Raw genomic sequence first — 19,877 nt, 5'->3', positions numbered from 1 at the left:
GCTCCGCATTGGAACGTGCGCAGCAGCCCCCCTACCCCTCCACAGTCTCCAGCACGCTCAGCAGCGTGCCTTCCATGTCGGGCTCGTCGCCGGAACACACGCACAGCATCTCGGCGTCGCCCTCGCCCACCGAGAGATAGGCGTGGCCCATGGTGGAATCTATGTAGACGCTTTCGCCCGCCTTGAGCCGCACCGGCGCGTACTGGTCGGTATGGAGTTCGATCTCGCCCTTGAGCACGATCAGGAATTCCTCGCCGGCATGCCGGGTCAGCGGGCCGAATTCCTGCGGCGTGCGGGCGCGCGCATAGGCGCGGATCGGCACCATGCGCTTGCGCACCAGGTCGGTGGCCAGATACCGGTAGTCGTAGTTGCGGGTCAGCTGGCGCAGCGTGTTGGCCGGCGAGGTTACAGAGCGGCGCGTGCGCGACGCCGGCTGCTTGCGGTCGCCGCTGAGCAGCTCCGTCACATGGATGCCGAGCCCCTCGCAGATCTGCAGGAGCTTGTCGTAGCTCAGCGACATCTGGTCGTTCTCGACCTTGGACAGCGTCGACACCGCGACGCCGGTGAGCGTGCTGACCTCCTGCAAGGTCCAGCCATGCGTCTTTCTCAGCGCACGCAGACAATCACCGAGGTTCGGTTGCTCCGACATCGTCAGCTCCATGGCGCGGCCATCCGTCGCTCGTTGCTCTAGGTAGTCGTCGCTCGTTGCTCTAGGTAGTCGAACTCCTCGCCACCATCAACAATGCCAACAATTTTCTTATACGCTAAATATTGACTGGATACGAAAACATTTTTACGACTGGTGGATGCAGTCGAAGTCTCCCAAAAAAATCGTCGTCATCGGTGGTGGCATTGCCGGCCTGTCGCTGGCCGCGGCCGTGCGGGACTGGGCAGAAGTCATCGTCATCGAGCGTGAGCCACACCTGGGCTACCACGCCAGCGGCCGCTCCGCCGCTCTGTTCACCGAGACCTATGGCAACCGGTTGGTGCGCGGGCTGACGCTGGCCAGCCGGGAGGCCATCGTCGAGGGCGGGTTCGTCGCCCACCGGCGTGGGGCCCTGCATGTCGGCTGGCGCGGCGACGACGCGGCGATAGACCGGCTGGCCGGCGAATTGCAGGCGCTGGTGCCGAGCGTGCGCCGCCTCTCCGCGACCGAACTCCACGCCCTGGTTCCGGTCATTGCCACGGAGGCCACCTGCGGCGGCGTCTATGAGCCGGACGCGGTGGATGTCGACACGGGCAAGATGCTGGGGTCAAGCGCCTCGGCGCTGAAGGCCGGCGGCGGCATCATCCGCACCGGCGAGGAAGTCCGCGAGATCGACCATGCCGGAGACGGTTTCCATATCATCACCAGTGCCGGCGAGCATCGGGCCGACATCGTCGTCAATGCCGCCGGCGCCTGGGTCGATGTCGTCGCCGGCCTTGCCGGGCTCTCCGGGCTTGGCTTCCAGCCGAAACGGCGCACCGCCTTCCTTTTCGACCCTCCCGCGGGCACCGACATTGCCGGCTGGCCGCTGGTGGTCGATTTGCACGAACAATTCTACTTCAAGCCCGATGCCGGCAGGCTGATCGGCTCGCTGGCCGACGAAACGGACTCCGCGCCTTGTGACGCCTGGCCCGAAGACATCGACGTCGCCATCGCTGTCGACCGCATCGAGCAGGCGACGTCGATGCGCATCGGCCGGCCCTCGACGCCATGGGCGGGCCTGCGCACCTTCGCGCCCGACCGCACGCCGGTCGCCGGCTTCGACCCGCGCCTGCCCGGCTTCTTCTGGCTCGGCGGCCAGGGCGGCTACGGCTTCCAGGTGTCGCTGACGCTGGCCAGGCTGAGCTCGGCGCTGATGCGCGGCGAGCCCCTGCCGGCGGATATCACCGCGCTCGGCGTCACCGCCGCGGCGCTGGCGCCCGACCGTTTCCTCGTCCCGGCGGCAACGCCATGAAGTTCATGCCCTTCCCTCAACCCCGAAAGTGTCATCAGGAGCGTTTGCGATGAAATCCCCCGTTCTGCGCGCAGTGCTTGCCTCGACCCTTCTGGCCTCGTCCGTCCTGCTCGGCGGGCAGGCCTACGCCAAGACGCTGGTCTATTGTTCGGAAGCCAATCCGGAGACTTTCAACCCGGCGATCGGCATCGCCGATTCCACCATGGACGCCGCGGCCAAGACGATCTTCAACCGGCTGGTCGAATTCAAGCCGGGCACGACGGAGGTCGGGCCGGCGCTGGCCGAAAGCTGGGATGTCTCACCGGACGGCAAGACCTACACCTTCCACCTGCGCCACGGCGTGAAGTTCCAGTCGAACGAGCATTTCACCCCGACGCGTGATTTCGACGCCGACGACGTGCTCTACACCTTCAACCGCCAGCGCGATGCCAACAATCCCTACCACAAGCTCGGCGGCGGCACTTACGAGTACTTCAATGCGCTCGGCATGGGCACGCTCATCGACAAGATCGACAAGGTCGACGACTACACCGTGCGCTTCACGCTGACCGCTGCCAACGTCACCTTCCTGGCCGGGCTGGCGCTCGACTATCTCTCTATCCTGTCACTGGAGCAGACCGAAAAGATGGTGGCGGCCGGCACGCCGGAGCTGATCGACAGCCAGCCGGTCGGCACCGGCCCATTCATGCTCGAGGCCTATGTGCCCGACAGCCAGGTCCGTTATACCGCCAACAAGGATTACTGGCGCGGCGCGCCGAAGATCGACACGCTGGTCTTCGCCATCACGCCCGAGCCGACCACCCGCGTCGAGCGCATCAAGGCCAATGAATGCCAGGTCGCCGCCCCGCCGCCGCCAAGCGCGGTGGCCGACCTGCGCACCGATCCCGACATCACGGTGCTCGACCTCAAGGGCCAGAACATCGGTATCCTCGGCTTCAATGTCGAACACCAGCCGCTGGGCGATGTGCGCGTGCGCACCGCGCTGGCCAAGGCCATCGACCGCAAGGCGATCGTCGAGGCCGTCTATGCCGGCGCGGGCACGGTGGCCGGCAGCGTCGTACCGCCGGCGCAGCTCGGTGCCGTCACCGATGCGGGCATCGACTATGATCCCGATGGCGCCAAGAAGCTGCTGAAGGAAGCCGGCCACGAAAACGGGCTGAAGATCAGCCTGTGGGCGATGCCGGTGTCGCGCCCCTACAATCCCAACGCCAAGCGCATGGCCGAGATGATCCAGGCCGACTGGGCCAAGGTTGGTGTCCAGTCGGAGATCGTCAGCTTCGAATGGGGCGAATACCTCAAGCGCACCGCGGCGGGCGAGCAGGACACCTTCCTGCTCGGCGGCAGCAGCGACAATGGCGATCCCGACAACATGCTGAGCTATCTCTTGTCCTGTGACGGCGTGAAGGGCGGCTCCAACCGCTCGCGCTGGTGCGACAAGGATTTCGAGAAGCTGCTGAACGAAGGCCGCGTCGCCGCCGACCCGAAGGAACGCGCCGCGATCTACGGCAAGGCGCAGGCCATCCTGAAGGCGGAAGTGCCGGTGGCGCCGATCGCCCATTCCATGGTCGCGATCCCGATCCGCAAGAGCGTGCTCAACTACGTGCTCGACCCCTTCGGCCGGCAGAATTTTGCCGCGGTCGACATAGCGGAATAAGGCCGGGCCCTGCTTCCCTTCTCCCCTTGTGGGAGAAGGTGTCGCCGAAGGCGACGGATGAGGGGTGTTCCAGGGAACGCCAACGTCTCACTCCGCTGGAACACCCCTCATCCGTCTCGGCGCTAACCGCCGATCCACCTTCTCCCACAAGGGGAGAAGGGAAAAAGAAAGCGAGACCACCATGACAAAAGATCTGACCTCCCTCCTCGCCACCTACCTCGCCGACGGTGCGGTCGGCGCCTCGCTCGCTTACTCGACAGGCGCCACGCCAACCGCCCTCACCGCTGGCCTCGCCGACCGCAAGCACGGCACCCCAGTCACCCCAGACCAGCTGTTCAAGATCGGCAGTTGCACCAAGACCTTCGTCGCGGCGGCACTGGTCAAGCTCGCCGAGACCGGCAAGCTCGATCTCGGCGCGCCGATCTCCGCCTGGTTTCCGGACCTGCCGGGAGCCCGGGATATTTCGGTGCGCCAGCTGATCAACCACCGCAGCGGGCTGCCGGAATTCGAATATTACATTCCGATGGACCCGAGCCGGCGATGGACGCCGCAGCAACTGGTCGACATCGCCTTCGCCTCCGACAAGCAGAAGGCCCCGGGCGGTCCGGCCGTCTACAACAACACCGGCTATGTGCTGGCCGGCATGGTGATCGAGGCCGTCACCGGCCAGTCGCTGGGCGCCTATGTCAGAAGCGCGATCCTGCAGCCGCTCGGCCTGAAAAACACCTGGTCGCCGGCGACCGAAGCCTTTCCGGAAAAATCGATGGTGCGCGGCTATTACCACCGGCCGCCGCCGGCGCCGAACGCGCCCACCGACATCGCTTCGGGCGGCGAGATGTGGCGCATGGATGGCGTTCTGCCCTATTCCGACGCCTTGCAGGATTCCTCCGATTCCTTCCCCTTCGGCGCCGCCTATGGCTGCGGCGACATGGTGTCGACGCCATCCGACATGGTGGGCTTCATGCGCGGCCTGTTTTCCGGCCGACTGCTGTCGCCACTCTTCTTCGCGGAGATGTTCGAACACCGCGTGCCGGCGAGCTTCCCCGGCACTCGCATGCGCGAAACCGGCGCCGGCATGTTCCAGAGCGCCTATGCCGACCGCGCCTTCTACGGCCACCAGGGCAGCATTCCTGGCTATGTCGCCGTCATGCTGCATGACCCGGAAACGGATCTCACCATCGCCATGACCAGCAATGTCGGCTCCGGCAACCGCCTCTCCTTCCAGGCCAGCGGCCTGCATCCGGTGGTCGATCAGGCGATCCGGATTATTCTGGAGTAGCAATCTGGGCGGACGCCTAGTCGGACGTCCAGTAAAGGTACCGTGCTCGTGACGGCAACGCCCCTAACGGAGGTGGATTGCCGCGCGGGGATATGAGACGCTGCCTGATCCCCGGACGCGAGATGCCGCCATGAAGCCCACCCTGCCGCTGCTGTTGAGCCTCAATGGCGGTTATGTCGACACGGCGGGCTTCCTGGCGCTGCAGGGCCTGTTCACCGCGCATGTGACGGGGAACTTCGTCACGCTGGGCGCCTCGCTGGTGCTCGGCATTTCGGGTGTGCTGGCAAAGCTCCTGGCGCTGCCGGTGTTCTGCATCGTCGTCATCCTGACCCGGCTAGCCGGCGAACATCTGCGCCGGCATGGCCGGCCGGCGCTCGGGCCGCTATTGGGAACCAAACTGGCGCTGCTTGTCATCGGCGCCGCCCTGGCGATCCGCTTTGGCCCCTTCGCCAGCGGCGACAGCGCGGCCGCGATCCTCACCGGCATGGTGCTGGTCGCCGCCATGGCGATCCAGAACGCGGTGCAACGGGTCCATCTGGCGGCAGCCCCGCCCTCGACGCTGATGACCGGCACCACCACCCAGATCATGATCGACCTCGCCGACCTCATCGGCGGGCTGGCGCCGGAGGCCCGCCCGGCGCTTGTTGCCCGCCTGCGGCGCATGGCGGCGGCGGTCGCCGTGTTCGCCGCCGGCTGCGCGGCAGCCGCACTCGGCTTCGCCTTCGTCAACGTCTGGTGCTTCGTCATCCCGCCGGTGATCGCGCTGGCCGCGCTGGTGCTGCGGGTCGCGGCGCCGGACGAGACGAGGCAGTAGATCAGCCCCGCGACGAGAAGATCGCCACCGCCGCCGCAACGATTTCGGCATTGTCCTTCGCCACCGTTCCGTCGGCCAGCGTCTTGCCGTCTTCCAGCCCGACCCGCGTCGACCAGCGCCTTTGGCGCGCCAATTTCACGAACGGCCAGACCGTGGCGTCGACGCCATGCAGCAGGATCGGCCGCCGCATCTCGGCGCGTTCGAGCACGGCGCCGATGCCTCGAGCCTCGTCGAGCGCTGCCGCCAGGTCCTGTATGTCGATCTCGATCAGGATGCGCAGCACCCGGCTACGGTCGGCAAGCGCCACGAAGCGCTCGGCATCCCCTGTCGTGGCAAGCCCGGCCTCGATGCCGACGCCGCGCTGGCGCAACAGCTCCATCACGGCGGGCGCGTCGGCCTCCGACAGATTGACAGAGGCATAGTCGGGCAGCTCGCGCCAGCCGGCGATCGCCGCCCGGGTCCGACCGACATCGTTTTCGATCCAGGCGCCGGTCGACACGCCGACAAGCGTGCCCGGGCAAGCCCGGTGCACCGCCAGCACCGTCGCATCGACGGCGGCCAGGCTTTCGCGCCCGTCGGCGCCGCGCGGATGGATGTGCAGTTCGCCGGCGCCGGCGGCGACGCAGGCCGCGGCATCGCTTGCCATCGTCTCGACGGTCAGCGGCAGCTTCGGATGGAAATCGCGCCGACGCGCGCCGTTGATGCAGGCCTGGACGATCATGAATGTCACCCCGGGAAAAGAAGTCTCAGTCTAGCCGTGCGGGCAGGCAGGGCAAAGAGTTGCGCGGTGTCTCTCCTGACAGCGCGGCAAGGTCCGGCGGCATTTGAATAAAAAACGCCTGTGGATATTTACCCAGCGTTCCGGCGGGCAAGCCAAGATAAATTAGGGCGGGATCATGGAGGGACCATTGACCAGCGATTTTTCAGCCGCCCGCATCCATCTCGAACGCGCCTATCACTATCTGCGCGGCAATGACGAGACAAGCCGCTCGACATGCGAGGCCCTCGACCTCCTCATCGAGACGGTGGCGGAAGCCCAGCACAGGCGGCCCGAGACCGGAGTGCTGGACTTTCCTCAGGTGACGATGCGGCACCCCAGCTGATGTAAGCGACAGGCATCAGGATGCCTTGCGGGCTCCGCTTGCCGGCCCGGCCGCACGTGCCACGATCTGCTCCAGCGGTTCGGGCTGGTGCAGCAGGAAGCCCTGGCCGAAATCGACGCCCATTGCCTGCAGGATGCCGAGCGTCTCGGCCTGCTCGATCTTCTCGGCCACGACGGCGCAGCCGACGCTGCGGGCAATGCCTGATATGGCCGAGACGATCTCGCGGTCGAAGCGGCTCTCGGCGATGTGCTCGATGAAGGACCCATCGATCTTGATGGCATCGACCGGAAACCGCCTGAGATATTCGAACGAACTCATGCCCGCGCCGAAATCGTCGAGGCTGACCTTGCAGCGGCGCTCGCGCGCCTTGCGCACGAATGCCTCGGCGGCGTCGAAATTGGTGACGGCGGCGGTTTCGGTGATCTCGAATCCGATGCCGGAATGCGGCGCTCCGGTTTGCTCGATGATGCTGTCGACGAAGTCCCACAGCCCCGGATCGCTCAGCGTCTGCGCCGACAGGTTGAAGCCGAGCGTGATCGCGCCGGACTTCATGGCCGCGCCGTGCTGCGAGAGCGCGGTGCGGATGATCCAGCGATCGAGCCTGGCGGCAATGCCGAAGCGCTCGGCCGCCGGTATGAATTCGCTGGGGGGGATCAGCTTGCCGGCGCGCCCGGCAAGCCGCGCCAGCACCTCGACATGGCGGCTTTCCTGCCAGGGGCGGCCCAACCGGTGGATCTCCTGGCCGAACAGTTTCAGCCGGCCGTCCTCCATGGCGTCGACCGTATCGGCGGCGAGCCGTGCCGCGTTGAGGCCGCCCGAAGCGGCCTCGGCCGAAAACACCGCGAAACGGTCGCGCCCGGCGGCCTTGGCCGCGTAGCAGGCATCGTCGGCGCAGGCCAGCGCGTCGGCAACCGTGGTGGCTCGGTCATCGACGATCGCGATGCCGATGCTCGCCGCGAGCCGGCGCGAGGTCACGGCGAGGCCGAGATCGGCGCCGCGCACGGCCGCCAGGATGGCGCCGGCCAGCCGCTCGGCCTGTGCGGCGTCGCAATGGGGCACCAGCAGGGCGAACTCGTCGCCGCCCAGCCGCGCCGCATGCGCCGATGGCGGCAGGCAGCGGCCGATGCCCGCCGCCACGCTCTTCAGCGCGAGATCGCCGGCGGCATGGCCGGCGAAGTCGTTGAGCGCCTTGAAGTAGTCGAGATCGACATAGAACACCGCCAGCGGCATGCCCGTGGCGATATGGTCGGCAAGCAGCCTGTCGAAGGCGGCGCGGTTCCAGAGGCCGGTCAGCGCATCGTGACGCGCGGCGAAGGCAAGCTCCTGCTCGCGCAGCTTGTCCTCGGTGATGTCGCGCACCGTGCCGAGGACCTGGCCGGCAGCGCCCGCGGCGGCGACGAAACGCACCAGCGATTCGATATGGCGGATCTCGCCGTCGCGCTTGATGATGCGGTATTGCGAGGCGGTGACGCCGTCCGAGCCGGGTGCCGGCTGGTGCGCGCGCTCGGTGGCTTCCTTGTCGTCGGGGTGCAGATAGCTGTGCCAGAGGTCGGCGGGCACCTCGTCGGCGTCGGCGGCGACACCGAATATGGCCCTGGTGCGGGCGTCCCAATAGCTCTTGTGGGTGGCGATGTCGTAGTGCCAGATGCCGGTGCCGCTGGCGGCGAGCGCCAGGCGGAAGCGCATGGTGACCTGTTCGAGCGCGGCTTCGGCAGCCTTCTGCTTCGAGATGTCGGTCTGCACGCCCATCAGCCGCACCGGCCGCCCGTCCGTGCCGCGCTCGACGATACCACCGCGATCGAGCACCCACACCCAGTGCCCCTGCTTGTGCTTCAGCCTGAGTTCGGTCTCGATGGTATCGGTCAGCCCGGCGATGTGGCGGTCGCCACTGGCCAGCGCCCGCTCGCGATCTTCGGGATGGGTGAGTCGCAGCCACAGGTCGCTGGCGTTGGCGAGTTCATCTTCCCCGTAACCCAGCATTCGTGCCCAGGTCGCCGAATAGAAGCAGTCGCCGCTGCGAAGATCCCAGTCCCAGACGCCAAGATGGGCGCGTTCCAGGGCCTTGGCCCAGAACGCTCCATTGCGACTTTTCTTGCCCTGACGCGCCATAGTCTGTTTCGCTTGCCCCACCGACGGGCAATCTGCGGCAAGACCAGAGAAGAAACAGTTACCGGAGCGGCGGAATGCCATGTCTGGAAGGTCAGCGGCCCATCAAGGCGCCCACGCTGCTTGCCGCAAGGGGCGGCCCGTCAACTTTCCTCGACCGTTGACACGCCGCTGGCCGCCGTCACGCTGGACAGCTTTTCGCGCTTTTCGAGCCTCGGCTCTTCGTAGGTCTTCGTCATCGCCAGTTCCTTTTCCAGTGCCCTTTCGCCGCTCAAGTCCATCCGGGGCCAGGTGGGCAGGCCTGGGCCCGGCGGAACAGAGTTTGGTCTGGGCGGCCCTGTCCAGGTCCCAAATACCGACGCCCTCCCGGTCTTTCGATTGGCCGACAAGAAGCGGAGTTTTGTCGCCGGCCAATGGTCCTAGTGATCGCACGAGGCCGCCCATCCCGGCGATCTCGAGAGAAGCAGCCGCCCAGCAGCCATCGGCCGAATGCGCCCACGCCTTGGGGAAAACGGCATGCACGACAACAAAGAGGACCCTCCCATGACCAAACAGGAAGACAACAAGGCCGTCGTCGTCAGATGGTTCACCGATTTCTGGGGTGAAACCTGCGATCTCAGCGTCGTCGACGACATCGCCGCGTCCGACATGCTGCTCAAATATTCCTTGCATGAGCCGCGCCGGGGCCGCGACGACATCAAGGCCTTCATGACCGATTTCCGCGCCGCCTTCCCGGATCTCAACTTCTGGGCCACCGCCGATCTCATCGCCGAGGGCGACTATGTCGTCGGCCAGTGGGAGGGCGGCGGCACGCATACCGGGCCGGCCTTCGGCGATTTCCTCGCCGGTTCGCTGCCCGCCGCCACCGGCCGCGCCATGCGCTTCACCGGTACCACGGTGCTGAAGGTGATCGACGGCAGGATCGTCGAGGAGATCGGTCTCGACGACGGCGTCGCGGCGCTGACCCAGCTCGGCCTGATCAAGGCCGCCTGATCGGCGAGGCCATCGCCGCCTAGGGCAATTCCAGGAAAAATGTGAAACGGTTTTCCCACAGGAATTGCGTAAAAACAAATGGTTAGAGCAGTTCGCCGTTTCCGTGAAATGGTGAACTGCTCCAGGCGGTGGCCCCTGGGTCGAAGCCGGCAGCCGTTCGGAAGCGGCCCGCGAAATCGTCAATACTTGTGCATTTCACGACGACATCTTCGTCAACGATTCCTTGATGAAAAAAGAAGAATTATAGACGTCTAATATTTTCAATTTTTATCCTTTGCCAAGTGTAACTGAATAGTAATACACAATATGCAAAAATACCCATCAATAATGCTTTGGGCAGCTGGCGGGACGTCCTTCAATGAATGCGCACACCGGGCAGCGGGACCGCGATCGCCGGTCTCTTGCCGTTATCGACCTGGACATCGCGGTGACCAGGAGCGGTTGGCTGCTGACCGCCCTGTGCCTGGCCTATGCCCTTACCGCGCTTAGCCTGCAGCCGGACCGCTATCTGCATCTGGCGCAATCCTACACAGAGCCATTCGTCTTCTTCCTGCCTACGCTTCTTGCCGCCGGCCTCGGCGTGATGGCGCTGACATTTGCCAGGCATAGCCCGACGCGGTTCATGCTCGACATGCTCAGGCAGCGCTGGCTAGGCGCGGCACCGGTGATCCTCCTGTCCTTTCTCTGCATTACCGCCTTCACCACCTTTAAGATCGCCATCCCGGAGATCGTGCCATTCTATGCCGACCGCATGCTGGCGGAGCTTGATCTTGGACTCCATGGCGCCGATCCCTGGACATGGGCGCACCGCGTCGTTCCCGAACGCATTTCGGCTGTCATCTTCATCGGCTACGGATATGGCTGGCACCTGCAATGGTTCGGCACCTTGCTGTTCGTCGCCTTCTGGAACAACCCGGCAGCGCGTTTGCGTTATCTGTGGGCGCTCGCGCTGACCACGATCCTGTGTGGCACCGTTCTGGCCATGGCGCTGTCCTCCACCGGCCCGATATTTCATGACCAGTTCTATGGCGGCGACCGATTTGCCGCCTTGCAGACCGCGCTGGCGCGGAACAGCTACGCCGCGCCGGTCCATATGTATGCCAGCTATCTGCTCACAGCCTATACAAGCGGCCGCCCTGAACTGGGCGGCGGCATATCCGCCATGCCAAGCATGCATGTCGCCTTCGTCACGCTCAACGCTTTCTTCCTCACCGGTTTCGGCCGCCGCTGGGCCGTCGCCGGCTGGTCTTTTGCAGCACTCATCCTGTTCGGCTCGGTCTACACCGGCTGGCACTATGCCGTGGACGGCTACCTTTCGATCCTTGTCGTGTCCGCGATCTGGTATCTGACGGGACGTTTCGTCCTGCCGCAAGCGAGCCGGGATACCGTCGGGACGGATCTGCCGTTGCCCGAACCGGTGTCGCAATGACCGGGCCCGGCTGAGGCCGGCAAACCACCTCCAGCTGGCTTTCGGCCAGGCGACCTTGGCGCCGCCTGGCCTTGCCCGCTACTGGCTCGGCGCCATCGTGTGTTCGCAAGACACTTTCGGGTTCATGTCGGCGAAAGTGCCGGTCGGGTTGCCCTTCCAGGCCCAGACATGCAGCTCGTAGAATTCACCAAGGCCATAGCGGTTGGGCGCGCTGTTGAAGTTGAACAGCTGTCCGTCCAGCGACGCCGGCCCCTTCGAGGTGATGTATTCGACCGCCACCAGCTTCAACGTGCCGTCGGCCATCGGCTCGTACATGACGGCCTCGGGACGGGCGATGTCGATCTTGTCGTCCTTCAGGTACTGGCCGTTGACGTAGTGGATGCCCATGGCGCCGCCGGTGATGCCGCTGGCGCAGGGAATGGGCGCATAGCCCTCGGCCGTCGCCGCTTTCACGTCGAGAAACCGGCTGTTGGCGGCCCGTACCTTGTCGGCCAGCGGATTGGGGCCGGACGCGGCTTCAGCCGCTTCCTGATGCGCCTGTGCGAAGGTGGTGCAGACGGCCAGCATGGCCCCCGCCATGACAAGCCTGTTGCGAAAATCTGATATCATGTCCATTCCATTCCTCTTGAAAAAGCACGGCTGGCCGGCCGCCGGAAATACGGCGGCGCGACAGGCAAGCGCCGTAGCTGTTGTTGCTTGGAGATCCCGAAAACGATGCGGCGAATGCCGGTCATCCCTTCGGCAGATATGGGATCGTTCCGGCCAGATCGGTGTCGTCGATCAGCTGGAAACGGCTGTCGCTGCCGCCTTGACGGGCCGAAACGAAAGGCGCGTAGGCCGGATCGTTGGTGAAGGCGCGCGCCGCCGCCTCCGACGGGAAAGCCATCAGGGCGATCAGCGTGGTGTCGAGCGGCTTGCCTTCGAGCGTCTTCACATTGCCGCTGCGCGACAGATACTTGCCGCCATGCTTGTGGACGAGGTCGTGCACCGAGGCGGCATAGTCCGGCACCCATTTCGGGTCCTTCATCTTGATGTCCGCGATAAGATAAGCAGTCATGGTCGTCTCCTGGTTGCGGCGCACAGGGGTATCCCGTGTCACCGGCCAAAGGGCTCGCATGGCGGGGCCCTCGCCAACCAGTCCGCGATCTGTACCGGGCCGGTACAGTTTCTGTACTCGCCGCCTCAATCATGAAGGACTAATGTTCGGCCTTGGTTCGAGGGAAGGACGCCAATCATGGCCCAGCACGGATACAAGCAGTTCTGCCCGTTATCGATGGCCGCCGAGGTGCTGTGCACCCGCTGGACGATGGTGCTGATGCGCGAGTTGGTGGCCGGTTCGACCCGCTTCAACGACCTGCGCCGCGGCGTCCCAAAAATGTCGCCGACCCTTCTGTCGCAACGGCTGAAGGAGCTCGAGCTGGCGGGGATCGTCGAGCGCAGGGAGGTCCAGGGCGAGAAAGGGATCTTCGATTACCGGCTGACCGAGGCCGGCCGCGATTTGCGCCCGGTCGTCGAGGCGATGGGCTTCTGGGGGCAGAAATGGGTCGAGTCGCGGCTGTCGCTCAAGAACCTCGATCCGTCGCTGCTGATGTGGGACATGCGGCGCAATCTGAACCCATCGCCGCTCCCTGAAGGGCGCACGGTGATACAATTCCTGTATCAGGATCTGCCGGCATCCAAACGCTCGTGGTGGCTGATCGTCGAAAAGCACGGCGAGGTCGACCTTTGCTGGTACGATCCGGGCTTCGATGTCGATCTCTACGTCTCGACCGACCTGCACACGATGACGGCGATCTGGATGGGGTTGCTGACCGTCGAGAAGGCCGGCGCCAAGGTTTCCCTGACCGGCGATCAGGCCATCGGCAGGAAGATGCAGACCTGGCTGGGACTCAGCCCGTTCGCGGTGGAGCCCAAACGCGCGGCGTAAGGGAGCCGCGCCCCTCGCATACGCTTGCGCCATCCTGACATTTGTCAGGAAACGGGTGGCGGCGGCGGCTTTCGGCGGCTTCAATGCTGCCATGTTCGTCACGCTCCAAAGAGACTTGAAATCCACGCCGCTGCCGGTCAGTGACGATCCGCGCTGGGCGCGCATCGTCGCGCGTGACAAATCGGCGGACGGAGAATTCTGGTATTCGGTGGCGACGACCGGCGTCTATTGCCGGCCCTCCTGCCCGTCGCGGCAGGCCAACCCTGCCAATGTGCAACTGCACGACACGCTGGCCCAGGCAAAGGCGACCGGCTTTCGCGCCTGCCGGCGCTGCACCCCGGATGGCCCCTCGCTCGAGGCCGGCAATGCCGCGATGGTCGCCGATGCCTGCCGCAGGATCGAGCAGGGCGAGGAAGAGCCCTCGCTCGCCGAACTCGCCGATGCCGCCGGCCGCAGCGCCGGCTATTTCCACCGCGTCTTCAAGGCGACCACCGGGCTGACGCCGAAGGACTATGCCGCCGCGCACCGCGCCGCCCGGGTCCGCCAGGGTCTGGAGGACGGCGCCAGCGTGACGGCCGCGATCTACGACGCCGGTTTCAATTCGAGCGGCCGCTTCTACGAAAAATCGACCGGCATGCTCGGCATGACGCCGACGCGCTACCGCGCCGGCGGCGCCAACGAGGATATCCGCTTCGCCGTCGGCGAGACCTCGCTCGGCACCATACTGGTGGCGTCGAGCCGCAAGGGCGTCGCCTCGATCCTGCTCGGCGACGATCCGGATGCACTGGTGCGCGACCTGCAGGACCGTTTCCCCAGGGCGCGGCTGATCGGCGGCGACCGCGACTACGAGGCGCTGGTCGCCCGCGTCGTTGGCTTCGTCGAGGCCCCACGGTTCGGTCTCGACCTGCCGCTCGACGTGCGCGGCACCGCGTTCCAGCAGCGCGTCTGGCGGGCCTTGCGGGATATCCCGGTCGGCAGCACGGTTTCCTACGCCGAGATCGCCGAACGCATCGGCTCGCCCAGGGCAACCCGCGCCGTCGCCGGCGCCTGCGCCGCAAACGCCCATGCGGTCGCGATTCCCTGCCACCGCGTGATCCGCAAGGACGGCGCCCTCTCAGGCTATGCCTGGGGTGCCGAGCGCCGGCGCGCGCTTCTCGACCGCGAGGCGGACGGGACGGCGACCGCCGACCGGCCTTCGCGGACCTGACGAGGATCGGCGATGCGCGCGATGGCCAGGTCTTCCACCACCGGCGCGAACAGCCAGATCGCCAACGGCGCAGCCATCGACGCGAAGTCACGGGTGTTGGCCGCCATCGGCGGCCTGGTCGATGCCGGCAAGGCCGAATTGAGCAGCACCGCGACAGGTGAGATCGAGCTGCGCCTGTCATCAGGCGAAGTGTTCGTGCTGGGCGAGGTGTCCGTCACGCGTGTGGCATAGGCACACTCAAACGCCAAGATTTGAATTTGAAAGCAAGCATCGGAGTGAGGAACGCAAGGCACCTGGCTAGGGTTCGGCCATAGACAAAGGAGTGAAGGCAATGAACCCCATGCAAACTCAAGTGACCGCATCGACGGCGCACGACACCATAACCTATGCCACCGGCCAATCCGCGATCGGCCATATCCTGGCCGCCCGCAGCCCCTTCGGCGTCTGCGCCATCCTGATCGGCTCCGACGCCGATGCATTGAAGCAGGATCTCGCCAGCTACTTCCCCGGCACAGCCTTGGCCGAGGGCGAGGCCGCCTTGCGTGACGATCTTGCGGCAATAGCGCGCTTCATCGAAACGCCCGCCGCCGGTCTCGACCTGCCGCTCGACATGCGCCACGGCACGCCGTTCCAGCAACGGGTGTGGGAAGTGCTGCGCACCATACCGTGCGGCGCCACCATCACCTACACCGCGCTTGCCCGGCGCCTTGGCCAGCCGAACGGCGCGCGCGCCGTGGCGATCGCCTGTGCCGCCAACGCGATCGCGCTCGGCATTCCCTGTCATCGTGTTGTCAGAGCCGACGGCACGCCGTCGGGCTACCGCTGGGGCATCGAGCGCAAGCGCGCGCTGCTGGACAAGGAGGCCGCGATATGAACGCCCATGCCAAGGTTGCCACTTCCGTGGTCGAAGCAGCGGAGACCCGCATCGCCGGCTACGACTGGCCGGCCCTTGCCGCCGAACTCGACGGCTTCGGCTGCGCGGTGATGCAAAAGCTGCTCTCACCCGAGGAGTGCCGGCGAATCGCCGGCCTCTACCCCCAGGAGCAGCATTTCCGCAGCCATGTCCACATGGCCAGGCACGGTTTCGGCAAGGGCGAATACCGCTACTTCCGCTATCCCTTGCCCGACCTCATCGGCGGCCTGCGCAGCGCACTCTATCCAAGGCTGGCCGAGGTCGCCAACCGGTGGAACGAGCGCATGGGCATCGCCCTGCGCTATCCCCGCACGCATGCCGAGTTTCTGGACCAGTGCCATGCCGCCGGCCAGGAGCGGCCGACGCCGCTCCTGCTGCAATATGTGCCCGGCGACTTCAACTGCCTGCATCAGGACCTCTATGGCGACCTCGCCTTCCCTCTGCAGGTGGCGATCCTGCTCTCCGAACCGGGCGGGGATTTCACCGGCGGCGAGTTCGCGCTGACCGAGCAGCGGCCGCGCATGCAGAGCCGGGTCGAAGTGGTGCCGTTGCGCCAGGGCGATGCGGTGGCCTTCGCAGTCCACAACCGGCCGGTGCAGGGAACCAAGGGCAACTACCGCGTCAACCTGCGCCACGGCGTCAGCCGGCTGCGCTCGGGCATGCGCCACACGGCCGGCATCATTTTTCACGACGCCAAGTGAGCGCCGCTCAAGCCTCCCAATAGGGCGGATCGCCAAAGGCATCGCGCAGCCATGTGGTGAGCGCGCGCAGTTTGGCGGATCCGCGCCTATCCTCGGGATAGGCGATATAGATGGTGGCTCCCTGGGGCTCGGCGCCGACATCGACGACCGTCAATCGCTTGTCGGCGATCTCGGTCTGGATGAAGTAGGCGGGGAGTAATGCCAGGCCGAGGCCGGCAAGAGCGGCGTCGCGCATCAGGATCCCGTTGTTGACGCGCAGCGCCGTTTGTGGGCGGATCGTCACCAGCCGCCGCGAAATCTTGAACCGCCAGTCGGCGGCGCCCCGGATGGAATAGATGATGCCCTTATGGCGTTTCAGATCTTCGGTGGCCGCGGGTCGTCCGAACCGCTTGATATAGTCCGGCGAGGCCACCAGGAAGCGCTCGCTGGAAGCCAGCTTCTTGACGATGACAGGTCCGTCATCGACGACCGGCCCGTGACGCACGATGGCATCGTAGCCATCGGCCACCATGCTGACGAAACGATCGTCGAGATCAAGCGTCAGTTCGATCCCCGGGTGCCTGGCCAGGAAGCCATACAGCGCCGGGCCGAGATGGAGGATGCCGAAACTCGTCGGCGCCGATATCCTGAGCGGCCCGGCCAGTTCGCCGCGATGTTCGGCGATTTCGGCGCTGGCATCGGCCACCTCTTGCATGATGCGCTTGGCGCGTTCGTAAAAACCCCGCCCCGCTTCGGTGATCGAGAGTTTGCGGGTGGTGCGGTCCAGAAGCTTTGTGCCGAGGCTGCGCTCGAGCTCCGACAGCCGCTCGCTGATGACGGACTTGGACAGGCTCATGCGCCTGGCCGCCTCGCTGATCGAACCGGATTCCGCGACGGCGACAAACGCGGCGGCGGCTTCAAGCTTTAGCATTGTTCGGCGTTCCCGAATTCACAATCAGGCGACCGACGCCTAACGAAATCAAGGGCATGGTGCCATAGTTGGAAGGACCGCGATACGGCGGCCACAAAAGCTCGGGGTAATGCATCATGTTTCGTCCTTTGGTTATCGTGCTTGGCCTGCTGTCACTCGCCGCTCCGGCCTCGGCGCGCGTGATCCCGTTTCCGGCGGGCTTCAAGACCCAGTCGATCGAGACCAACGGCACCAGCCTGCATGTGCGCGTCGGCGGACAAGGGCCTGCGGTCATTCTGCTGCACGGCTTCGGCGATACGGGCGACATGTGGGCACCGGCGGCGATAAAGCTGATGAAGGATCACACGGTGATCGTGCCGGACCTGCGCGGCATGGGCCTTTCGGCGCATCCGGACAGCGGCTACGCCAAGAAGAACCAGGCGGTCGACATCGCCGGTGTGATGGATGCGCTGAAGATCGACAAGGCCGACCTGGTGACGCACGACATCGGCAACATGGTCGGCTATGCACTGGCCGCGCAATATCCGAAGCGCATCACGAAATGGGTTGTCATCGACGCACCACTGCCGGGCATAGGTGACTGGGACAAGATCAAGCAAAGCCCGCTGCTATGGCACTTCAACTTCCGCGGCCCCGACATGGAGCGGCTGGTGGCGGGCCGCGAGCGCATCTACCTCGACCGCTTCTACAACGAACTGTCGGCCGACCCGAAGAAGATCGATGAGGCGACGCGCGCCCACTACGCAAAACTCTATGCGCGGCCGCATGCCATGCATGACGCCTTCGAGCAGTTCAAGGCATTCGACCAGGACGCCGTCGACAACCAGGCGATGCTTTCCGCCGGCGGCAAGCTGCCCATGCCGGTGCTCGCGGCCGGCGCGGAGAAATCGGCGGGCACGTCACAGGCCGACATCCTGCGGTTCGTCGCGTCGGACGTGACGGGCGCCATCGTGCCCGCATCCGGCCATTGGATCATGGAAGAAAACCCGGATGCCACGGTCAAGCTGATCACCGATTTCCTCGCCAGGTAACAACCGGCCGGCGATCATTTCGGACCTGCTGAAACCGATGTCATGAAACCAAGCCGATGGGTTGTCGCCCGCAAGGCGGCCCGTCACGGCAAGAAATGGAGCCATTCAATGTCGTTGTCGCATCTTCTCTTGTCGGGAACCGCCGTCCTCATGGCGATGGCCGCGCCGGCTTCGGCCGCCGGCGCGCCGAAGAAAACGGTCGTGCTGGTGCATGGTGCCTTTGCCGACGGCTCGAGCTGGAGCAAGGTCATCCCCTTGCTGGAGGCCAGGGGGCTCAATGTGGTGGCGGTGCAGAATCCGTTGAGCTCGCTGGCCGCCGATGTCGACGCAACCAGGCGGGTCATCGATGCCCAGCCGGGGCCGGTCATCCTGGTCGGCCATTCCTGGGGCGGTGTCGTCATCAGTCAGGCGGGCGTGAACGACAAGGTCAAGGCGCTGGTCTATGTCGCCGCCTTCGCACCGCCAAAGGGCGTGTCGGTGAACGATCTTGGCAAGGGGCAGCCGCCGCTGCCCTGGGCAAGCGCCCTGGAAGCCGACAGCGGCGGCTATGTCAGGCTAAGCGCTGAAGGCGTCGCCAAACATTTCGCGCAGGACCTGCCGCCGCAGGAAATCAGCCTGATCGCAGCCACGCAAGGTCCGCCCTTTGCCGGTATCTTCGATGAGAAGCTCACGGCCGCCGCCTACGAGACCAAGCCGAGCTTCTACATCGTCGCCAGCCACGACGGCATGATACCGCCGGCGGCTGAAGCCGCGATGGCCAAGGCGATCGGCGCTGAGGTGACCGAGCTTGCGACCAGCCACGTTCCGATGCTCTCCAAACCGCGCGAGGTGGCCGATGTCATTCTGGCTGCCGCCGACTCGGTGAAATAGGACGCGGGCCGGATAGGCCCGTCACCCGTCCGTGAAGACCATCTCCAGGATCCAGGGGCAGGCATAATAGTCGGCGATGCGATCGATGACGCCGCCATCGGCATGGATGCGCACCAGATAGGCTGGCCGCCACGCCTGGCCCTGCAGCCTGTCGACGACCAGCACGGCCTCCCCTTCGATCGCATCTTGCCGCATGCGCCAGGGCTCGCCGCGCTCGTATTCGACGAAATAGGGCGAGCGGGAGAGCAGGCCATTGTAGCAGTCCGAAACCCGCAGCCGGGCATCGGCGCTGGTCAGCGCCCGCACCCCGTCCCAGTCCCTGGCATTGAAGAGCTCGACATAGCGGCCGAGCAGCCGCTCCAGTTCGGGGTCGTGCGCGGATGCCGCGACCGGTTGCGCCGGAAGAGCGGCGAGCTTGGCGCGGCCACGATTGAGCGCCGACTTGACGCCGCCCGATGTCGAGCCGACCAGGTCGGCGATCTCTTCGAGCGAGTGGTCGAGGACATCCTTGAGCAGCACGCAGGCGCGCTCCTTCGGCGGCAGGTGCACCACCAGCCGCTCGATGGCGCGACCGGCGCCCGCGCCGGCGGGCTCGACAGGCAGCACGATCTCATCGCTGGCATAGGAGGCTTCGGCCTTGAGCCGCGTGCGGCGGTTGCGGATGAAGTCGATGCACCTGTTATGGGCGATACGAAACAGCCATGGCCGCAATGCCTGTGCATCGTCGAGCAGCACGATCTTGCGGTAGGCCTCGAACAGAGCCTCCTGCATGATGTCCTCGCCGTCGAGAGCCGAGCCGGTCATGCGCGCGCAGTAGCGGTGCAGACGGACGCGCAAATGCGAGACCGTCTCCAGGAATGCCCTGTAGCGCAGGTCGAACAGGCCTTCGGGATCGAGGCGCGGCTCGATGCCTTGCCTCGTTTCACGGGATGTGCGGATCTGCTGGTTCATCGCGGCACGTCGCTTAGAGCAATTCCAGGAAAAGTGTGTAGCGGTTTTC

The 19,877-nt window shown here is 65.5% G+C and carries 21 protein-coding genes; 14 read left to right on the top strand and 7 right to left on the bottom strand.

What is annotated here, in order from left to right:
• Positions 1-31 precede the first annotated feature (31 nt).
• A complete protein-coding gene (locus tag MesoLj_RS17005) occupies positions 32-649 on the bottom strand; it encodes a helix-turn-helix domain-containing protein (RefSeq protein ID WP_202326812.1) in 618 nt (205 codons plus the stop codon).
• Positions 650-806: 157 nt separating this feature from the next.
• Here MesoLj_RS17005 and MesoLj_RS17000 point away from each other — a divergent pair, with 157 nt between their 5' ends.
• The 4 genes from MesoLj_RS17000 (at position 807) to MesoLj_RS16985 (ending at position 5,687) form a co-directional block, all read left to right on the top strand.
• Positions 807-1,940, top strand: coding sequence for an NAD(P)/FAD-dependent oxidoreductase (locus MesoLj_RS17000; protein WP_202326811.1), 1,134 nt, complete (start codon positions 807-809; stop codon positions 1,938-1,940).
• A 49-nt stretch (positions 1,941-1,989) separates the two neighbouring features.
• On the top strand, positions 1,990-3,594 hold the full coding sequence (locus tag MesoLj_RS16995; protein WP_202326810.1) for an ABC transporter substrate-binding protein: 1,605 nt from the start codon (positions 1,990-1,992) through the stop codon (positions 3,592-3,594).
• Positions 3,595-3,775: 181 nt separating this feature from the next.
• Positions 3,776-4,873 carry a serine hydrolase domain-containing protein gene (locus MesoLj_RS16990; protein ID WP_202326809.1) on the top strand — a complete coding sequence of 366 codons (1,098 nt, stop codon included), beginning with the start codon at positions 3,776-3,778 and terminating at the stop codon, positions 4,871-4,873.
• 130 nt (positions 4,874-5,003) lie between these two features.
• On the top strand, positions 5,004-5,687 hold the full coding sequence (locus tag MesoLj_RS16985; protein WP_202326808.1) for a YoaK family protein: 684 nt from the start codon (positions 5,004-5,006) through the stop codon (positions 5,685-5,687).
• Between the two features lies 1 nt (position 5,688).
• Here the strand turns inward: MesoLj_RS16985 and MesoLj_RS16980 are convergent, their stop codons facing one another.
• A complete protein-coding gene (locus tag MesoLj_RS16980; RefSeq protein ID WP_202326807.1) occupies positions 5,689-6,408 on the bottom strand; it encodes a 3-keto-5-aminohexanoate cleavage protein in 720 nt (239 codons plus the stop codon).
• 187 nt (positions 6,409-6,595) lie between these two features.
• Between MesoLj_RS16980 and MesoLj_RS16975 the strand changes: the two genes are divergently transcribed.
• Positions 6,596-6,790 (top strand): hypothetical protein, encoded by a 195-nt coding sequence (locus MesoLj_RS16975; RefSeq protein ID WP_181179755.1) that lies wholly within the window; start codon positions 6,596-6,598, stop codon positions 6,788-6,790.
• Between the two features lie 15 nt (positions 6,791-6,805).
• Here the strand turns inward: MesoLj_RS16975 and MesoLj_RS16970 are convergent, their stop codons facing one another.
• A complete protein-coding gene (locus MesoLj_RS16970; RefSeq protein WP_202326806.1) occupies positions 6,806-8,899 on the bottom strand; it encodes an EAL domain-containing protein in 2,094 nt (697 codons plus the stop codon).
• Between the two features lie 540 nt (positions 8,900-9,439).
• On the opposite strand from MesoLj_RS16970, the gene MesoLj_RS16960 reads away from it, so the two are divergent.
• Both MesoLj_RS16960 and MesoLj_RS16955 read left to right on the top strand, forming a co-directional pair.
• Positions 9,440-9,889 carry an ester cyclase gene (locus MesoLj_RS16960; protein WP_202326804.1) on the top strand — a complete coding sequence of 150 codons (450 nt, stop codon included), beginning with the start codon at positions 9,440-9,442 and terminating at the stop codon, positions 9,887-9,889.
• Positions 9,890-10,247: 358 nt separating this feature from the next.
• A complete protein-coding gene (locus tag MesoLj_RS16955; protein ID WP_202326803.1) occupies positions 10,248-11,318 on the top strand; it encodes a phosphatase PAP2 family protein in 1,071 nt (356 codons plus the stop codon).
• 78 nt (positions 11,319-11,396) lie between these two features.
• Here the strand turns inward: MesoLj_RS16955 and MesoLj_RS16950 are convergent, their stop codons facing one another.
• Both MesoLj_RS16950 and MesoLj_RS16945 read right to left on the bottom strand, forming a co-directional pair.
• The gene (locus MesoLj_RS16950; protein WP_446720329.1) at positions 11,397-11,897 is read right to left on the bottom strand and encodes a hypothetical protein; all 501 of its coding nucleotides are present in this window, start codon (positions 11,895-11,897) and stop codon (positions 11,397-11,399) included.
• Between the two features lie 151 nt (positions 11,898-12,048).
• Positions 12,049-12,375, bottom strand: coding sequence for a DUF1330 domain-containing protein (locus tag MesoLj_RS16945; RefSeq protein WP_013894455.1), 327 nt, complete (start codon positions 12,373-12,375; stop codon positions 12,049-12,051).
• Between the two features lie 177 nt (positions 12,376-12,552).
• On the opposite strand from MesoLj_RS16945, the gene MesoLj_RS16940 reads away from it, so the two are divergent.
• The 5 genes from MesoLj_RS16940 to MesoLj_RS16920 all read left to right on the top strand — a co-directional run bounded on the left by MesoLj_RS16940 (position 12,553) and on the right by MesoLj_RS16920 (position 16,066).
• Positions 12,553-13,245, top strand: a complete 693-nt coding sequence (locus MesoLj_RS16940; RefSeq protein ID WP_140771229.1) for a winged helix-turn-helix transcriptional regulator — start codon at positions 12,553-12,555, stop codon at positions 13,243-13,245.
• Positions 13,246-13,336: 91 nt separating this feature from the next.
• On the top strand, positions 13,337-14,452 hold the full coding sequence (gene ada, locus MesoLj_RS16935; protein ID WP_202326801.1) for a bifunctional DNA-binding transcriptional regulator/O6-methylguanine-DNA methyltransferase Ada: 1,116 nt from the start codon (positions 13,337-13,339) through the stop codon (positions 14,450-14,452).
• Positions 14,453-14,473: 21 nt separating this feature from the next.
• Positions 14,474-14,683, top strand: coding sequence for a hypothetical protein (locus tag MesoLj_RS16930; RefSeq protein WP_244735460.1), 210 nt, complete (start codon positions 14,474-14,476; stop codon positions 14,681-14,683).
• Between the two features lie 100 nt (positions 14,684-14,783).
• Entirely contained in the window at positions 14,784-15,326 is a 543-nt protein-coding gene (locus tag MesoLj_RS16925) for a methylated-DNA--[protein]-cysteine S-methyltransferase (RefSeq protein WP_202326800.1), read from the top strand.
• Positions 15,323-16,066 (top strand): 2OG-Fe(II) oxygenase, encoded by a 744-nt coding sequence (locus MesoLj_RS16920; RefSeq protein WP_202326799.1) that lies wholly within the window; start codon positions 15,323-15,325, stop codon positions 16,064-16,066. The genes MesoLj_RS16925 and MesoLj_RS16920 overlap by 4 nt, the downstream gene beginning before the upstream one ends.
• Before the next feature lie 7 nt (positions 16,067-16,073).
• On the opposite strand, the gene MesoLj_RS16915 is transcribed toward MesoLj_RS16920, so the two are convergent.
• Positions 16,074-16,976, bottom strand: a complete 903-nt coding sequence (locus MesoLj_RS16915) for a LysR family transcriptional regulator (RefSeq protein WP_202326798.1) — start codon at positions 16,974-16,976, stop codon at positions 16,074-16,076.
• Between the two features lie 116 nt (positions 16,977-17,092).
• Here MesoLj_RS16915 and MesoLj_RS16910 point away from each other — a divergent pair, with 116 nt between their 5' ends.
• Entirely contained in the window at positions 17,093-18,007 is a 915-nt protein-coding gene (locus MesoLj_RS16910; RefSeq protein WP_202326797.1) for an alpha/beta fold hydrolase, read from the top strand.
• A 108-nt stretch (positions 18,008-18,115) separates the two neighbouring features.
• Positions 18,116-18,877 (top strand): alpha/beta fold hydrolase, encoded by a 762-nt coding sequence (locus MesoLj_RS16905; RefSeq protein WP_202326796.1) that lies wholly within the window; start codon positions 18,116-18,118, stop codon positions 18,875-18,877.
• Between the two features lie 21 nt (positions 18,878-18,898).
• Here the strand turns inward: MesoLj_RS16905 and MesoLj_RS16900 are convergent, their stop codons facing one another.
• Positions 18,899-19,828, bottom strand: a complete 930-nt coding sequence (locus MesoLj_RS16900; protein WP_202326795.1) for a sigma-70 family RNA polymerase sigma factor — start codon at positions 19,826-19,828, stop codon at positions 18,899-18,901.
• Between the last annotated feature and the right edge of the window lie 49 nt (positions 19,829-19,877).

This window comes from Mesorhizobium sp. 113-3-9 (assembly GCF_016756515.1).
In the GTDB taxonomy this organism is placed as follows: Bacteria; Pseudomonadota; Alphaproteobacteria; order Rhizobiales; family Rhizobiaceae; genus Mesorhizobium.
This window is presented reverse-complemented; position numbering and strand designations above follow the sequence as displayed.

Coding starts and splice junctions, on each gene's coding strand:
- MesoLj_RS17005 (WP_202326812.1), bottom strand. CDS start 649: ATGTCGGAGCAACCGAACCTCGGTGATTGTCTGCGTGCGCTGAGAAAG.
- MesoLj_RS17000 (WP_202326811.1), top strand. CDS start 807: ATGCAGTCGAAGTCTCCCAAAAAAATCGTCGTCATCGGTGGTGGCATT.
- MesoLj_RS16995 (WP_202326810.1), top strand. CDS start 1,990: ATGAAATCCCCCGTTCTGCGCGCAGTGCTTGCCTCGACCCTTCTGGCC.
- MesoLj_RS16990 (WP_202326809.1), top strand. CDS start 3,776: ATGACAAAAGATCTGACCTCCCTCCTCGCCACCTACCTCGCCGACGGT.
- MesoLj_RS16985 (WP_202326808.1), top strand. CDS start 5,004: ATGAAGCCCACCCTGCCGCTGCTGTTGAGCCTCAATGGCGGTTATGTC.
- MesoLj_RS16980 (WP_202326807.1), bottom strand. CDS start 6,408: ATGATCGTCCAGGCCTGCATCAACGGCGCGCGTCGGCGCGATTTCCAT.
- MesoLj_RS16970 (WP_202326806.1), bottom strand. CDS start 8,899: ATGGCGCGTCAGGGCAAGAAAAGTCGCAATGGAGCGTTCTGGGCCAAG.
- MesoLj_RS16960 (WP_202326804.1), top strand. CDS start 9,440: ATGACCAAACAGGAAGACAACAAGGCCGTCGTCGTCAGATGGTTCACC.
- MesoLj_RS16955 (WP_202326803.1), top strand. CDS start 10,248: ATGAATGCGCACACCGGGCAGCGGGACCGCGATCGCCGGTCTCTTGCC.
- MesoLj_RS16950 (WP_446720329.1), bottom strand. CDS start 11,897: ATGGCGGGGGCCATGCTGGCCGTCTGCACCACCTTCGCACAGGCGCAT.
- MesoLj_RS16945 (WP_013894455.1), bottom strand. CDS start 12,375: ATGACTGCTTATCTTATCGCGGACATCAAGATGAAGGACCCGAAATGG.
- MesoLj_RS16940 (WP_140771229.1), top strand. CDS start 12,553: ATGGCCCAGCACGGATACAAGCAGTTCTGCCCGTTATCGATGGCCGCC.
- ada (WP_202326801.1), top strand. CDS start 13,337: ATGTTCGTCACGCTCCAAAGAGACTTGAAATCCACGCCGCTGCCGGTC.
- MesoLj_RS16930 (WP_244735460.1), top strand. CDS start 14,474: ATGGCCAGGTCTTCCACCACCGGCGCGAACAGCCAGATCGCCAACGGC.
- MesoLj_RS16925 (WP_202326800.1), top strand. CDS start 14,784: ATGAACCCCATGCAAACTCAAGTGACCGCATCGACGGCGCACGACACC.
- MesoLj_RS16920 (WP_202326799.1), top strand. CDS start 15,323: ATGAACGCCCATGCCAAGGTTGCCACTTCCGTGGTCGAAGCAGCGGAG.
- MesoLj_RS16915 (WP_202326798.1), bottom strand. CDS start 16,976: ATGCTAAAGCTTGAAGCCGCCGCCGCGTTTGTCGCCGTCGCGGAATCC.
- MesoLj_RS16910 (WP_202326797.1), top strand. CDS start 17,093: ATGTTTCGTCCTTTGGTTATCGTGCTTGGCCTGCTGTCACTCGCCGCT.
- MesoLj_RS16905 (WP_202326796.1), top strand. CDS start 18,116: ATGTCGTTGTCGCATCTTCTCTTGTCGGGAACCGCCGTCCTCATGGCG.
- MesoLj_RS16900 (WP_202326795.1), bottom strand. CDS start 19,828: ATGAACCAGCAGATCCGCACATCCCGTGAAACGAGGCAAGGCATCGAG.